This window comes from Kribbella sp. VKM Ac-2568 (assembly GCF_004345365.1).
Lineage (GTDB): Bacteria > Actinomycetota > Actinomycetes > Propionibacteriales > Kribbellaceae > Kribbella > Kribbella orskensis.
Genome location: NZ_SLVF01000002.1, coordinates 38,303 through 52,997, shown reverse-complemented (window position 1 = coordinate 52,997; position 14,695 = coordinate 38,303). Strand labels below are relative to the sequence as shown.

15 protein-coding genes are annotated in these 14,695 nt (G+C 68.7%); 10 read left to right on the top strand and 5 right to left on the bottom strand.

Features of this window, described 5'->3' with window-relative positions:
• Positions 1 to 100 precede the first annotated feature (100 nt).
• Together EV648_RS04140 and EV648_RS04135 are read left to right on the top strand one after the other, a co-directional pair.
• Positions 101 to 400: a DUF4193 domain-containing protein gene (locus EV648_RS04140; protein WP_132196133.1), complete on the top strand. Its 300-nt coding sequence runs from the start codon at positions 101 to 103 to the stop codon at positions 398 to 400.
• 191 nt (positions 401 to 591) lie between these two features.
• The gene (locus tag EV648_RS04135) at positions 592 to 1,428 is read left to right on the top strand and encodes a DUF427 domain-containing protein (RefSeq protein ID WP_132285181.1); all 837 of its coding nucleotides are present in this window, start codon (positions 592 to 594) and stop codon (positions 1,426 to 1,428) included.
• Here the strand turns inward: EV648_RS04135 and EV648_RS04130 are convergent.
• Positions 1,425 to 1,727, bottom strand: coding sequence for a DUF4235 domain-containing protein (locus tag EV648_RS04130; protein ID WP_132285180.1), 303 nt, complete (start codon positions 1,725 to 1,727; stop codon positions 1,425 to 1,427). The two genes, EV648_RS04135 and EV648_RS04130, sit on opposite strands and share 4 nt — an antisense overlap.
• A 30-nt stretch (positions 1,728 to 1,757) precedes the next feature.
• The gene (locus tag EV648_RS04125) at positions 1,758 to 2,237 is read right to left on the bottom strand and encodes a DUF3093 domain-containing protein (RefSeq protein ID WP_132285179.1); all 480 of its coding nucleotides are present in this window, start codon (positions 2,235 to 2,237) and stop codon (positions 1,758 to 1,760) included.
• Positions 2,238 to 2,289: 52 nt separating this feature from the next.
• Here EV648_RS04125 and EV648_RS04120 point away from each other — a divergent pair, with 52 nt between their 5' ends.
• The 5 genes from EV648_RS04120 to EV648_RS04100 all read left to right on the top strand — a co-directional run bounded on the left by EV648_RS04120 (position 2,290) and on the right by EV648_RS04100 (position 5,428).
• Positions 2,290 to 2,847, top strand: a complete 558-nt coding sequence (locus tag EV648_RS04120) for a PaaI family thioesterase (RefSeq protein ID WP_132285178.1) — start codon at positions 2,290 to 2,292, stop codon at positions 2,845 to 2,847.
• Positions 2,844 to 3,296: a dUTP diphosphatase gene (dut, locus tag EV648_RS04115; protein ID WP_132196123.1), complete on the top strand. Its 453-nt coding sequence runs from the start codon at positions 2,844 to 2,846 to the stop codon at positions 3,294 to 3,296. The genes EV648_RS04120 and dut overlap by 4 nt, the downstream gene beginning before the upstream one ends.
• A gap of 100 nt (positions 3,297 to 3,396) precedes the next feature.
• Entirely contained in the window at positions 3,397 to 4,089 is a 693-nt protein-coding gene (locus tag EV648_RS04110; RefSeq protein WP_132285177.1) for a DUF3710 domain-containing protein, read from the top strand.
• A gap of 54 nt (positions 4,090 to 4,143) precedes the next feature.
• Positions 4,144 to 4,533, top strand: coding sequence for an OB-fold nucleic acid binding domain-containing protein (locus tag EV648_RS04105; protein WP_132196119.1), 390 nt, complete (start codon positions 4,144 to 4,146; stop codon positions 4,531 to 4,533).
• A complete protein-coding gene (locus EV648_RS04100; protein WP_132285176.1) occupies positions 4,526 to 5,428 on the top strand; it encodes a DUF3159 domain-containing protein in 903 nt (300 codons plus the stop codon). The genes EV648_RS04105 and EV648_RS04100 overlap by 8 nt, the downstream gene beginning before the upstream one ends.
• 37 nt (positions 5,429 to 5,465) lie before the next feature.
• Here EV648_RS04100 and EV648_RS04095 read toward each other — a convergent pair whose 3' ends face one another.
• A complete protein-coding gene (locus EV648_RS04095) occupies positions 5,466 to 5,606 on the bottom strand; it encodes a hypothetical protein (RefSeq protein WP_199234428.1) in 141 nt (46 codons plus the stop codon).
• Between the two features lie 186 nt (positions 5,607 to 5,792).
• On the opposite strand from EV648_RS04095, the gene EV648_RS04090 reads away from it, so the two are divergent.
• Positions 5,793 to 9,479, top strand: a complete 3,687-nt coding sequence (locus EV648_RS04090; protein WP_199234427.1) for a S8 family serine peptidase — start codon at positions 5,793 to 5,795, stop codon at positions 9,477 to 9,479.
• A gap of 560 nt (positions 9,480 to 10,039) precedes the next feature.
• On the opposite strand, the gene EV648_RS04085 is transcribed toward EV648_RS04090, so the two are convergent.
• Complete coding sequence (locus EV648_RS04085) at positions 10,040 to 10,714, bottom strand: TrkA family potassium uptake protein (RefSeq protein ID WP_132196115.1); 675 nt, start codon at positions 10,712 to 10,714, stop codon at positions 10,040 to 10,042.
• On the bottom strand, positions 10,714 to 11,376 hold the full coding sequence (locus EV648_RS04080) for a TrkA family potassium uptake protein (RefSeq protein ID WP_132286600.1): 663 nt from the start codon (positions 11,374 to 11,376) through the stop codon (positions 10,714 to 10,716). Before EV648_RS04080 ends, EV648_RS04085 begins: the two co-directional genes overlap by 1 nt.
• 98 nt (positions 11,377 to 11,474) lie before the next feature.
• Here EV648_RS04080 and EV648_RS04075 point away from each other — a divergent pair, with 98 nt between their 5' ends.
• Positions 11,475 to 13,502, top strand: coding sequence for an APC family permease (locus EV648_RS04075; RefSeq protein ID WP_132285175.1), 2,028 nt, complete (start codon positions 11,475 to 11,477; stop codon positions 13,500 to 13,502).
• Positions 13,499 to 14,668 (top strand): class I SAM-dependent RNA methyltransferase, encoded by a 1,170-nt coding sequence (locus EV648_RS04070; protein ID WP_132285174.1) that lies wholly within the window; start codon positions 13,499 to 13,501, stop codon positions 14,666 to 14,668. The genes EV648_RS04075 and EV648_RS04070 overlap by 4 nt, the downstream gene beginning before the upstream one ends.
• Positions 14,669 to 14,695 lie beyond the last annotated feature (27 nt).

Genomic DNA, 14,695 nt, shown 5'->3' with positions numbered 1-14,695 from the left:
TCGGGGGACCAGGAGTTCCGGCACGGAATTTCTCGGCCGCTTTACCCGTTCAAGGGCTCAGCAGGCAACACCACGGGTACGAAGAGGGCAGGGAAACACCATGGCGACTGATTACGACGCCCCGCGCAAGACGGACGAGGACTCCAGCGAGGAGTCGATCGAAGAACTGAAGACTCGCCGTCACGACAAGAACTCCGGCAAGGTCGACGAGGACGAGGCCGAGGCCGCCGAGAGCTTCGAGCTGCCCGGTGCCGACCTGAGCCACGAAGAGCTGGCGGTGCGGGTGCTCCCGCGCCAGGCCGACGAGTTCACCTGTTCGAGCTGCTTCCTGGTTCACCACCGTAGCCAGCTCGCGAACACCAAGAACGGTCAGCTGATCTGCCGCGACTGCGCTGCCTGAGAACGGCAGCACTCTCGCCCTGCTCGGCTGAGTCCGTACCGGTTGCACGGGACCGTCCCTTTCACGGGGCCGGTCCCGTCGTCATGTCTGCCCACGTTGTCCGGCTCCGGGAGACTCAGAGCCGAAAGATAGGCAGTCGGGAGCGGGTTCTACCGATGTCCGCGAGGCCGGTCAGCTCCTAATCTCGCACTATGAGTACGAAGATGCGGGACCTCTGGTCCGAAGGATTGTCCTTGTTGCGCTACGAGCCGACCGAGATGCGGATCCGGGTCCGGCAGGGCGGGCGGGTGATCGCCGACACCACCCGGGCCGCGCTGGTCTGGGAGCCGCGGCGCGTGGTGCCCTCGTACGCCGTACCGGTGGCTGACCTGAGCGTCGACCTGGCCCGGTCCTCGGGTGAGGCTGTGCCGGCGCCGGACGGCATCCTGCACCCCGGCATCCTGCACCCCGGCATCCCGTTCACGGCGCACTCGAGCGACGGCCAGAGCGTGGATCTGCTGGTGGGGGAGGACCGGCTGGCCGGCGCCGGGTTCCGGCCGGACGACCCGGAGCTGGCGGAGTACGTAGTACTGGACTTCAACGCCTTCGACGAGTGGCTGGAAGAGGATCAGCCTGTCCTCTCGCACCCACGGGAGCCGTATCACCGGGTGGATATCCGGCGGAGCTCCCGGACGGTCCGGATCGAGCTGGACGGAGTGGTGCTGGCGGAGAGCTCGCGGCCGACCTTCGTTTTCGAGACCAGCCTGCCGACGCGCTTCTACCTGCCGCGCGAGGACGTCGTCGCGGAGCTGGAGCCGAGCGAATTGCGGACCACGTGCGCCTACAAAGGCCGGGCGATCTACTTCTCGGCCGGGGGCCGCGAGAACCTCATGTGGAGCTACCCGGACCCGTTGTCGGACGCCCGGGATCTAGCCGGGTTGGTGGCCGTCTACGACGACCTCGTGGACGTGTACGTCGACGGCGAGCTACGCGGCCGACCGAGTGGACCGGTCGCGCAGGCACTCCAGCAGGAGTTCGGCCTCGTCTAGGGCGTTTCCAGGGCCTTCGTGAGCGAGTCCTCCTTCTCGTAGCCGGGCGGGAGGCTGCCGGTGGACTTCAGCCAGTACTGCGCTGCCCTGTCCTCGGCGAACCGCTTGGCGGCGGCCGCGGCGGCTCCGCTGGCCACGGCCCAGGTGACCACCTCGACGTAGCCGGCCTTGTTGCCCTTCGGCGGCTCGCCTCCGGAGCCCAGCTTCCAGGCCGTGGTGACCGCCCTGTGGGCAACCAGCGACACGACGGTTGTGAATGCCATCAGTACGAGCTTCCAGCCGATCTTGGCTCCCACCACAACAGCCTCCTAGCTACTGATCCCCGATACTCAGGATCTTGCCACGCTGTCGGTCGTCAGAGCGGCTGCCAGCCGCTCCGGGTTCCTCGTGGCGATCAACCAGTACGGCGCTGGGTCCCTCGGGTCGGTGAGCTTCACCCGGACCGCCCCGGGCAGGTAGCTCCGCAGTACCAGGTAGGCGGCGGGGTCACAGTCGCGCCCGAAGGCGTTCCTGGCGTCCTCGCCGGTCAAGGGCTCTGCCTGACCCAGGTAGGTCCGCTCGATCGAGGCCCGGCCGGCCCGGAGCTGCTGGGCGTCCACCTCGACCACGGCACCGCCGTACCGGATGAACAGGACCAGTAGGAGGACCGCGGCGACTCCGGCGACCGCGAAGCCGGCGATGTTGCCGGCCGGGACCGCGGTGATGACAAACAGCGTCAGGACGGCGGCGGCCGCGATGATCCACCAGCGAACCGGCACGCTCAGCCGCTCCCGGTAGCCGGCCCCTGCGTCAACCCGTGCGTCACCCACAGGACCAGCCTGGCACGCGGTCTGCCGGAGTCCGTCGGTAGGGTCGCCTCTCGTGATCGAGCCACCGACGCGTACGGCGACGCCGAAGCGCGACCTGGAACCGCCGGAGCGGCATCCCGACGCTCCTGGGCCGGGCACGGTGCTGCCGTCGCACTACGAGAACTGTGTGGCCTGCGGGCCCTCCCACCCGACCGGGCTTCGGCTGGTGTCGACGGCCGGGCCCGGCGTGACCATCACTGGTGAGTTCACCGTGACCGCGGAGCATCAGGGAGCCCCCGGCCTGGCGCATGGCGGCGTACTGGCGATGGCGCTCGACGAGGCTCTTGGTGGTCTGTCCTGGTTGCTGCGCCGGCCGATGGTTACCGGGCGGCTCGAGACCGACTACATCCGGCCGGTGCCGGTGGGAGCCACGCTGTCGCTGCGGGCGGAGTGCCTCGGCTTCGAGGGACGGCGGATGTACGCGAAGGCCGTCGGGCGGCTGGGCGGTCCCGAGGGAAGTGTGGCGTTACGGGCGACAGCTGTGTTCGTTGTAGTGCCGCCGGAGCATTTCATCGAGCACGGCGCCGACATGACCGCTGAGAAGGTCCACGACTACGAGGTGAACCCATGACCGAGGTACTGATCCAGCGGCTCGACCCGGACCTGCCCGTCCCGGCGTACGCACATCCCGGCGACGCCGGCGCCGACCTGCTCGCGACCAGCGACGTCACGCTGAAGCCGGGGGAGCGGGCCGTGGTCGGCACCGGGATCGCCATCGCGCTGCAGGACGGATACGCCGCTTTCGTCCACCCACGCTCGGGTCTGGCCGCGAAACACGGCGTCACACTCGTCAACGCGCCGGGCACGGTGGACGCGGGATACCGTGGCGAGATCAGGGTTTGCCTGATCAACCTGGACACCTCCGCCGAGGTCACGCTGCGCCGCGGCGACCGGATCGCGCAACTGGTGATCCAGCGGGTCGAGAAGGCCCGGTTCGTCGAGGTGGAGAGGCTGCCCGGCTCGGCCCGTGGCGAGGGTGGATACGGCTCGACCGGCGGTTTCGGCGGTGTGACACGCTGATCAGGTGCACTCCGTTGACCTGCGGAATACGCGAGACTACGGCGGCTGAATCAGCCGGCCCGGTAGCGATGACTGACGAACGAGGAAGTAGGCAAGAGCAGTGATCTTCCGCCGCAAGGCCAAGAACGACGACACCGAAGCGACCGGCCCGGCCGGCAGCGACGACGTGGTCGAGGCCCCTGTCGAAGATGAGGGCGCCGAGGAAGCCGGTACGCCGGAGGGCCGCAGCGCGGGTCCGTACGACTCCAGCGAGGTGGACGCCTCGGAGCTGGAGGCCGAGGACCGGATCGACCTGGGTGCGCTGGTGATCACCGGTATGCCGGGCATGGAGCTGCGGCTGCAGGTCGACGAGCAGAGCGGTGACGTGCAGGCGATCCTGCTGGTGCTGGAAGACTCCGCGCTCGAGCTGCGCGCCTTCGCCGCACCGAAGACCTCCGGCATCTGGACCGAGGTACGCCGCGAGATCGCCGCCGAGGCGACCCGGATGGGCGGCACCGCGTCGGAGACCGGCGGCCCGTTCGGTACCGAGCTCGTGCTGGTGGTCCCGGTCGAGGACCCGGACGGCCAGATCTTCAGCCAGACCTCCCGGGTGATCGGTGTCGACGGCCCGCGCTGGCTGCTGCGCGCCACCGTGCTGGGCCGCGCCGCGGTCGAGCCCGAGGCCGCGCCGCCGATGGAGCAGTCGCTCCGCAATGTCATCGTGGTCCGCGGCAGTGAGCCGATGGCGCCGCGCGAGTCGCTGGCCCTGCGGCTGCCCCCGGGCGCCCAGCCGGCCGCCGAGGAAGAGGCCTGAGGGACATGTCCGGATACCGGCCGTGCACGTTCGCGAGCGGATTAGACTGTGCTCATGGGTAGCGAGAAACCCGCGGGGTTGTGGAAGCGTGCGTTCAAGGGGCTGGCGGGTGACCGCGACCAGCAGGACGCCGAGGTGCTCCAGGACTACGCGCACGACTGTGGCGCGCGGTCCATCACCGGTTGTCACGACCGGGAGATGGTGACGCTGTACGGCACGCTGCGCACGATCACCTTCAGCCCGCGGGGCGGCGTACCGGCGCTGGAAGGCGAGCTGTACGACGGCACCGGTACGGTCAAGCTGATCTGGCTCGGCCGGCGCAAGATCGCCGGCATCCACCCCGGATCGGAGCTGATCGCGTCCGGGCGGATCGGTGTCGTGGACGGGGACCGGGTGATGTTCAACCCGAAGTACGAGCTCCGTCCGACGGCCGCGCATGGCTGACCCGACCCAGGGCAGCCGCCGCGACCACCTCGACGAGGACCTGAACGAGAAGCTCGTCGAGATCCTCAAGCCCGAGTTCGAAGCCGCTGAGGCGATGGGCCCGGATGCCGACGTCTCTTCTTCCGCCGGCGACGGTTCGCCTTATGCCTCAGGTGCTGCGGCCTCGGGTACTGCTGGCTCGGGTACTGCGTCGGAGGCCGCTGCTGACGAGGCCGAGTCCGCGAAGACCGACGCGAAGCCGGCGACCACGGACAAGGACTTCTTCCAGGCGCTCGGTGGCTGGGGCGCGCTGCTCGACATCGGCCTGCCGTGGATCGCGTTCCTGATCGTCTACGGCGCCAGTGACCACAACCTGAAGCTGGCCCTGCTCGTCGCCGTCGTCTCCGGTGCCGCGGTCGCACTGCTCCGGCTGGTCCGCAAGCAGCCCCTCCGCAACGTGGCGGGCGGCTTCGTCGGCGTCCTCATCTCCGCCTGGGTGGCGAACCGCAGCGGCCGGGCCGAAGACGTCTACCTCCCCGGCCTCCTGATCAACCTCGGCTACGGCCTCCTCTACCTGCTGACGGTCCTCTTCCGCTGGCCGCTGTTCGGCGTGCTGTACGGAGTCATCACCCAGACCGGCACGGCCTGGCGCAAAGACCCAGCCATGCTCAAAGGCTTCAGCCGAGCCACCCTGGTCTTCGTCGGCCTCTTCGCCATCCGCCTGGTCGTCCAGGTCCCGCTCTACCTGACCGGCAGCCTCAACGCCCTGGGCATCGCAAAGGTAGGCATGGGCCTCCCCCTCTACGCCGTGGCCCTCTGGCTCGCCTACGCAGTCCTCCGAGGCTCCCTCCCGCCCGACAAATGGGACGAAGCCCGAGACCACGTAACCCACCTCCTCCGAGGCAACAAGAAGTAAACCCGCACTCCGCCACCTTCAACTGCCAGACGACAGCTCAGCGCTCGCCGAACGTCTTCTTGTAAAAGGTGGCGGAGTCCTCGTAGCCGAGGGCTTGGTAGAAGGTTCCCGCCCGGCGGCTGGCAAGCGTGAGGTAGGCAGCCCCGATCGACTGCGCCCAGTCCTCAGCGCGGTCCATCAGGCCACGTCCCACCTCAGCTTGCCATCGCCGTCCTGTTTGGTGGCCGAAACAGTTCCGGCTGGGGCAGGCACCACCGGTGTCGCAACAGTGACGTGGCCAAAGTGGTCAGGGGAAAGTGTTAGTTGCGGGTGTGAAGGAAGCCTACGATTTCGCGACCCTTCGTCGACACCCTGTGAGGCATCCGTGACACCACGCTCTGGCCGCGGTCGGAGGCTGACCGCCTTCTCGGCGGCTGTCCTGGCCGTTGCCGCGTCCGTGACCGGCGGTTCCGCCGCCGCGTCGCCCCCACCCGCCCCGCCCGGCTCGTACGACGTACTGGCTGCTGCCGGCCAGGTCGCGCCGCAGACCATCACCTTGATCACCGGCGACCAGGTCAAGGTCACCGTCGGCGCCGATGGCAAGAACAACTACACGGTGACTGGTCCGGACGGTCGCCTGGCCGACCACGATCTGCGGGTCAAGGGAGACGACACCTACGTCTACCCGCGTTCCGCGAGCCGGTACCTCGCCGCGAAGTTGCTGGACGAGGACCTTTTCAACGTGACCCGGTTGCTGGCCGACGGCTACCGCGGCGACCTCCCGTTGATCGTCACCTACACGGACGCCGCCACCCGCTCGCGCCAGCAGGCCGTGCCGGACGGCGCCCGCAAGCAACGCACCCTGAGCAGCATCCAGGGCGCCGCCCTCAGCACCAACGACACCGCTGACTTCTGGCGTTCACTGACTGCCGGGAGCACCGCCCGCTCGACTGGCGCGGCCACCTTCACCGGTGGTATCGCCAAGGTCTGGCTGGACGGCAAGTTCAAGGCTGACCTCGCCGACAGTACGGCGCAGATCGGCGCGCCGGAGGTCTGGCGTGGCGGCAACACCGGGCAGGGCGTGGACGTCGCAGTACTGGACACCGGCGTCGACCTCGAGCACCCGGACCTCGACGACCGGGTGACCGCGTCGACGAGCTTCGTCCCGGACCTGGACGTCACTGACCGGCACGGACACGGCACCCACGTCGCGTCCACCATCGCCGGCACGGGTGACGCGTCGGGCGGAGTCGAGCGCGGTGTCGCGCCCGGCGCCCGGCTGCACATCGGCAAGGTGCTCGACAACGAGGGCAGCGGCCAGGAGTCCTGGATCATCGCCGGGATGGAGTGGGCCGCCCGCGACCAGCACGCCAAGGTCGTCAGCATGAGCCTCGGCGGTGGACCGACCGACGGCACCGACCCGATCAGCCAGTCGCTGAACGAGCTGTCCGCTGAGACCGGAGCTCTCTTCACGGTTGCCGCCGGCAACTACGGACCGGGGTACTACACCGCGACCGCGCCCGGTGTCGCCGACGCGGCGCTGACCGTGGGTGCCGTGGACGGCGCCGACAAGCTCGCCGACTTCTCCAGCTGGGGCCCACGCGTGGGCGACGGCGGGTTGAAGCCGGACATCACCGCGCCCGGCGTCGACATCCTCGCCGCGCGTTCGCAGTACGCGGCCGAAGGCACCGGCTCGTACCAGCTGATGAGCGGTACTTCGATGGCGACGCCGCACGTCGCCGGAGCCGTGGCCCTGCTGGCCGCGCAGCACCCGGACTGGACCGGGCAGCAGCTCAAGAACGCGATCGTGAGTACTGCGAAGCCGACGCCGCAGTACATCCCGTATCAGGGCGGCAACGGGCGGCTGGACATCGCCGCGACCAGCAAAGCGTCCGTGTTCGCCACGTCGAGCGCGTACTCCGGCTTCTACGGCTGGCCTGTCGCGGCCGGCAAGTCCGTCGACCGCGTGGTCACCTACACGAACACCGGTGATGCGCCTGTCGTGCTGGACCTGTCCACTCAGGTGAACGATGCCCCGGCGGTCCTGTTCACGCTGTCGACGCCCAAGGTCACCGTGCCCGCGCACGGGACGGCCGACGTCACTCTGACCGCCAAGGTGGATGTCGCACCGGTGGACAAGCAGCTGTCCGGTCGCCTGATCGCTACCGGCGCCAACGGCCTGCAGCTGAGCACGATGATCGGTATCGGTCGAGAAGGCGAGCGTTACCAGCTCACCCTGAACGCCAAGGACCGCAGCGGCCGCCCGCTGGCCGGTGACGCGATCCTGATCGGCCGGGGCTCGTACGGCCAGTTCACCGTCGAGGAGAGCGGCACCGAGCTTCGCCTTCCGCCTGGCGACTACACGACCTGGCTGACCGCGGATGTGCAAGGTGCGAACGGGCCGTCGTCGCGAGGCCTCGCAGTACTGACGTTGCTCGACATCCACCTCGACAAGGACCGGACTGTCACGTACGACGCGCGCAAGGCCCGGCAGCTGAAGGTGGTGACTCCGCAAGCGACCAGCCTGGGTGAGGTGCGGGTGAACACCTATCGCGACTTCGGCCGGGACTTCTCGGTCGGATCGTCCCGCTGGCCGGATCCCAGCTACGACAGCGCCTGGGTGTTGCCGACGGCAAAGGTCACCGACGGTACCTTCACCGCAGGCGCCCGCTGGCGGATGGAGCAGCCTGCTCTGACCCTGGCCGCTTCGTCCCTGTCGTTCCCTGACCTGAGGGTCCGTCAGGCGGCGACTCCGCTGCCCAAGGGGAAGCAGGAGCTCGACGCTGTGTTCGCCGGTGACGGCGGCCCAGCCGCGAGCAAGACGATCGACAAGCGCGGCCAGGCGGTCGTAGTACGGCGCAACGACAGCGTCTCGCTGGAGGACCAGGCAACTGCTGCCGCGGCCGCAGGCGCCAAGCTGCTGGTGGTCGTGAACGACGGCATCGGCAAGCTGTCGCCGTGGGGCGACTCGATCTGGGCGCCCAACCCGCCGCCGATCACGGTCGCGGCCGTGACGCACGACGAGGGCGAGCAGCTGATCTCCCAGCTGGAGCACGGCGAGCGCACGCTGACCGTGGAGTCGAATCCGGCGATGGCGTACCAGTACGACGTGTCGCACTTCTCGGACCAGGTGCCGGCCGACCCGTCGTACCGGCCGGGCTCGCGCGACCTGGCCCGGCTCGACCTCTCGTACCGGAACTTCCGCCAGGGCCAGGTGACCGAGAACCGGTACGACGTGTGGAACGTCGACTGGGAGTCCTCGATGAACACCTGGGGGACGGCTGCCCAGGGGGAGCGGACCGAGTGGGTCACCGCGGGTGTGCCGTACCAGGGGCACGCGGAGATCGTGCGGGAGCTCCAGCAGGCCGACGCGGGCTGGACCGCCTATCGGGCCGGTAGTCGTACGGCCGTTCAGTGGTTCGGGCCGATCCAGCGCCCGCGGCTGAGCAAGGACCTCTCACCGATGCGGCTCGAGGATGGTCTCGCCATCGTTGCGCCCGGCTGGGGCTCTGGCGGTGACCACTACGGCACTGCGTTCGGCAACTTCGACCTCACCCAGAAGGTGAGCCTCTTCCAGGGCTCGACGCTGGTGTCCGAGGCCGACCGCGACCAGCTGAGCGTGACCGGCCTCAAGCCCGAGCGCCTGCCTTATCGGCTGGTGGTGGACAACACCCGCGGCACCTTCCCGAACCCGTACTCGACCGCGACCCGGACCGAGTGGGGCTTCAACTCCGGTGCTCTGGCCGAGGCGGCTCCGGTGTCGCTGATCCAGCTCGACTACGCGGTCGACACCGACGCAGCGGGCCGAGCCGGTCGCCGCGACGACCTGACCATCTCCCCGAAGTGGTCGGTCGACTCGTCGACGAACGGCCTTCGCCAGCCATCGGTCGACGTCTCGTATGACGACGGCAAGACCTGGCGGCAGGCTTCCCTGAAGCACACGTCGAACGGCTGGACCACCCGCCTCGACGCGCCCCGCTCGGCCTCCTTCGTCACCCTGCGAACCCACGCAGAGGACGGCTCAGGCTCCACGATCAACCAGCAGATCACCAGGGCCTTCGGCCTGAAGTAAACGCGGTGACATCGCGGCCCGAGCGGCCGCGACCCTTCGGACGTGCTGGGTGGCGGTTCTCCCTCACCCAGCACGTCCTCCAAATCCCCTGCGCCGCAGCCCTGGGCAGCACGGCGCAGGCAAGGGGACCTCGGACACCTTCACGAGACCTCGGACACCTCACCCCTGCCCGAGCCTCCCGAGAACTGCCCGAGGTCCCCGTCCATGCACTGCCTAGGGTGCTCATGCATCGCGCGCCGCTCCTCCCACCCCCGGACGCGACTCCTGGCTCGCCACTGACGACAGCAGGTGCTCCACCATGGGGTGCTGGCGTACGGAAGAACAGGAAGTACTGCGTGCTTTGCGAGCCTCTACCGTCTGGGTAGGTGTGGAGGTTGACGGTGCGAGCGACATCTTCCTGTCGATCGGGACAGCCGTGCCGGAGCAACCCGTCCGGGCGGTCACCCACTCCACCGCGCGACACCTGGCATTCGCTGAGCGGCAACAGGATTCGCGCCCAGAGGTGGTGGAGCGGCGACTTGCGGGTGGGTGGGAGCCGGCTACGGGGGAGGTGCGTGGGGTTACTGGGGGCGGCGGTGGTGGGGGGAGAGCATGTCTTCCAGTTGTTCTTCGGTTTCGTCGGCGGCTACGAAGAGGAGTTCGTCGTTGAGCTCGAGGGTGCCGTCGGGGTCGGGGCGGAGGACTCGGCCTTCGCGGATGATGGTGACCAGGGCGGTGTCGATCGGCCAGTCGATGTCGCCGACACGGAGGCCGATCATCGGGGAGTCCTCGGGCAGGGTGAGCTCGACGAGGTTCGCGTCGCCCTGACGGAAGGTGAAGAGGCGAACCAGGTCGCCGACGGACACGGCTTCCTCGACCAGTGCGGACATGATCCGCGGGGTGGAGACGGACACGTCCACGCCCCAGGCCTCGTTGAACATCCACTCGTTCCTCGGGTGGTTGACCCGGGCAACGGTCCGCGGTACGCCGAACTCGGTCTTGGCCAGCAGCGACACGACCAGGTTCGTCTTGTCGTCACCGGTGCTCGCGATCGCCACCTGGCACCGCTGCAGCGCGGCCTCCTCCAGTGAGGACAGTTCGCAGGCGTCGGCGAGCAACCACTCGGCACGCGGTACGGACTCGGCCTTGATCGCGCGCGGGTCCTTGTCGATCAGCAGGACCTCGTGGCCGTTCTCCAGCAGTTCGGCCGCGATCGATCGCCCGACGTTCCCCGCGCCGGCGATGGCTACCCGCATCACAGCTCCTCAGGCTTGGTGCCGAGCAGGGACTCGATCGTGTCGGCGTCCCGCTCGAGCATGACGACGTGGACCAGGTCACCCTCCTGGATGACCGTGTCGGCCTTGGGCAGCAGACCCTCGCCGAGCCGGGTCAGGAACGCGACCCGGGCGCCGGTGGCCTTGTCGATGTCCAGGGCGAGCCGGCCGACCCAGCCGGAGTGCACGTGCACCTCGGCGAGCCGGACGGTGCCGGACGGGTCGCGCCACTCGGGCTCCGAACCGCTCGGCAGCAACCGCCGCATCATCTGGTCGACGGTCCACTTCACCGTGCCGACGGTGGGGATGCCGAGCCGCTGGTAGACCTCGGCGCGGCCCGGGTCGTAGATCCGGGCGACGACGTTCTCGACGCCGAAGTTCTCCCGCGCCACCCGGGCGGCGAGGATGTTGGAGTTGTCGCCGTTCGAAACGGCCGCGAACGCCTCGGCCTCCTCGATGCCGGCGTCGATCAGCACCTCACGGTCGAAACCCATGCCGGTGATGGTGCGGCCGGAGAAGTTTGGGCTCAGGCGGCGGAAGGAGTCTGCGGACTGGTCGATGACGGCGACCGTGTGGCCGCGTTTCTCGAGCGTGCGGGCGAGCGTCGACCCGACGCGGCCGCAGCCCATGATGACGACGTGCACTCCGTTGATCACTCCTTGCCCCTCGCAGGGGCCGCTGGCATCGGGTTCGGCAGGGATAGACGCTACACCGGCCCTCGCATCCCTCTAACATCACCGGTGTGACTCCCGCTCTAGGCGATATCGGCAAACGCATCCTCATCGGACGTAAGTTGCGCAGTACGCAGCTCGGCGAGACGCTGCTTCCGAAGAAGATCGCACTCCCGGTGTTCGCCAGTGACGCTCTGTCGTCCGTCGCCTACGCCCCGGACGAGATCTTCCTGACGCTCTCCCTGGCCGGTCTGGCGGCCTACTCCTTCTCCTGGAAGATCGGCCTGCTGGTCGCCTTCGTGATGCTCGTCGTGGTCGCGTCGTACCGGCAGAACGTGCACGCCTACCCCTCCGGCGGCGGCGACTACGAGGTCGCCACGGTCAACATCGGTCCGAACTCCGGCCTGACCGTGGCCAGCGCGCTGATGGTCGACTACGTGCTGACGGTCGCGGTGTCGATCTCCTCGGGGGTGCAGAACGCCAAGTCGGCCCTGCCGTTCCTGGCGGGCCACGAGGTCCCGCTGGCGGTGGGGCTGGTGGTGGTGCTGACGGCGTTGAACCTGCGCGGTGTCCGGGAATCAGGCGCGCTGTTCGCGGTCCCGACGTACATCTTCATGGCGTCTATCATCGGGATGGCGATCTGGGGCGTCATCCGGCTCACCGCCGGAAACCTGCCGCTGGCCGACAGCGCCCAGTTCGACATCCGGCCCGAGCCCGGGCACGAGGTGTTCAGCGGGCTCGCGGCGGCCTTCCTGCTGGCCCGGGCCTTCTCGTCCGGGTGTGCCGCGCTGACCGGTGTCGAGGCGATCAGCAACGGCGTACCGGCGTTCCGCAAGCCGAAGAGCAAGAACGCGGCGACCACGTTGCTGCTGCTCGGCACGATCGCGGTCACGATGCTGATGAGCATCATCTTCCTGGCCGACAAGATCAGGCTGCGGTACGCCGAGGATCCCGCGACCCAGCTTCTTCTCAACGGGGAACCGGTCGGCGACAGCTACACCCAGAAGACGGTGATCGGCCAGATCGGCGACTCGGTCTTCTCCAACTTCCCGCCCGGGTTCTACCTGGTGATCGGTGCGACCATGCTGATCCTGGTGCTGGCCGCGAACACCGCCTTCAACGGGTTCCCGGTGCTGGCCTCGATCCTGGCCAAGGACGGGTACCTGCCCCGGCAGTTGCACACTCGCGGCGACCGGCTCGCCTACAGCAACGGCATCATCCTGCTGGCGCTCTGCGCGATCGGCCTGATCGTGGCGTTCGACGCCGAGGTGACGAAGCTGATCCAGCTGTACATCGTCGGGGTGTTCGTCTCGTTCACGCTCAGCCAGTTCGGCATGATCCGGCACTGGACCCGGCACCTGAAGACCGAGACCGACAGCGGCAAGCGCCGGCAGATGATGCGGTCCCGGTCGATCAACGCGGTCGGCCTGACCATGACCGGCATCGTGCTGGTGATCGTGCTGATCACCAAGTTCACCCACGGCGCCTACATCGCGATCATCGCCATGGCCGTGCTGTTCGTGCTGATGAAGGGTATCCACCGGCACTACGACACGGTCGGCCGGGAGATGGCAGTCGACGCCAGCGACCAGCTGATGCTGCCCGCCCGGGTGCACGCGATCGTGCTCGTCTCCAAGTTGCACAAGCCGACGCTGCGAGCTCTGGCGTTCGCCAAGGCTGCCCGACCATCTGTGCTCGAGGCAGTCACGGTCGACGTCGACAGGGACGAATCGGACACGCTGCAGGCCGAGTGGGAGGCCCGGGACATCCCCATCCCGCTGAAGCGGCTGGCGTCGCCGTACCGGGAGATCACCCGGCCGATCCTGCAGTACGTCCGCGACATCCGGCGCCAGTCGCCGCGGGACGTGGTGATGGTCTACATCCCCGAATACGTGGTCGGACACTGGTGGGAGCACCTCCTGCACAACCAGAGCGCACTGCGGCTCAAGGGCCGGCTCTTGTTCACACCTGGTGTGATGGTTACGTCCGTTCCGTACCAGCTGATCTCTTCGCAGGCGGCTGAGGAGCGGCAGGACCGTGAAGAACGCGTAGCCGGCCAGGTACGGCGCGGCGCGCGCAAGAGTTCAGGAGACCGGTGACGGCAGAAGAGATCGTCGGGACGCTACTCGAGCTCGAGGTGGGACCGGTAGCGCACGGCGGGCACTGCGTCGCGCGTTACGAGGGCCAGGTGGTGTTCGTCCGGCACGCGTTGCCGGGGGAGCTGGTGCACGCCCGGGTGACCGAGCAGAACGCGAAGTACCTGCGGGCGGACGCAGTACAGGTCCTCACCCCGTCGCCGCACCGGATCGAACCTCCCTGCCCGTACGCCGGGCCAGGGCGTTGCGGCGGTTGCGACTTCCAGCACGCGAACATCGTCGAGCAGCGCCGGCTGAAGGCGACCGTCGTGTCGGACACGCTGCGGCGGATCGGCGGGATCGAGCGCAACGTCGTGATGGAGTCACCGGGCGACGACGGGCTCGGCTGGCGGACCCGGATGCGGTACGCCGTGGTCGGCGGCCGGCCCGGGATGTTCGCTCATCGCTCGCATGACCTGGTACCGATCGACCGGTGCCTGATCGCCCACCCGGACACCCCTCCGGTGCTCGACCAGCGGTGGCCCGGGGCTTCCTCGGTCCAGGCGGTGGTGTCGTCGGAGGGCAAGACCGCCGTCCTGACCGACGAGAACTCGGCCGGACGTGTCGTCGAGGTGGTGCGCGACCGGCGGTTCCGGGTGGAGGCCGGTGGCTTCTGGCAGGTTCACCCGGCGGCTCCGTCGACGCTCGTGGACGCAGTACTGGCCGGGCTCGAGCCTGTCGCGGGGGAGACCGCGCTGGACCTGTACTCCGGGGTCGGGTTGTTCGCGGCGTTCCTTGCCGAGGCGGGGTGCGCAGTACTGGCTGTCGAGGGGGACCGGGACGCCGTCAAGAACGCGCGGCGGAACCTGCACGATCTGCCCGCGGTGACGCTGGAGCAAGGCGACGTCGACAAGGTGCTCAACAACGCGGCCGGGCAGGGGCTGGAGTCGGTCGACCTGGTCGTTCTCGACCCGCCTCGCACCGGCGCGGGCAAGGCCGTCGTACGCCGGATCGCGGCGCTGTCGCCGCGCAAGATCGCGTACGTCGCGTGCGACCCGGCCGCGCTCGCCCGGGACCTGAAGACCTTCGGGGAGCTCGGCTACGGCATCAGCTCGCTGCGGGCGTTCGATTTGTTCGGGATGACGCATCACATAGAGTGCGTGGCGGTGCTCGAGCCACGACCTGACTAGTGGGTCGTCGGCGTCTCGGGTACCGTT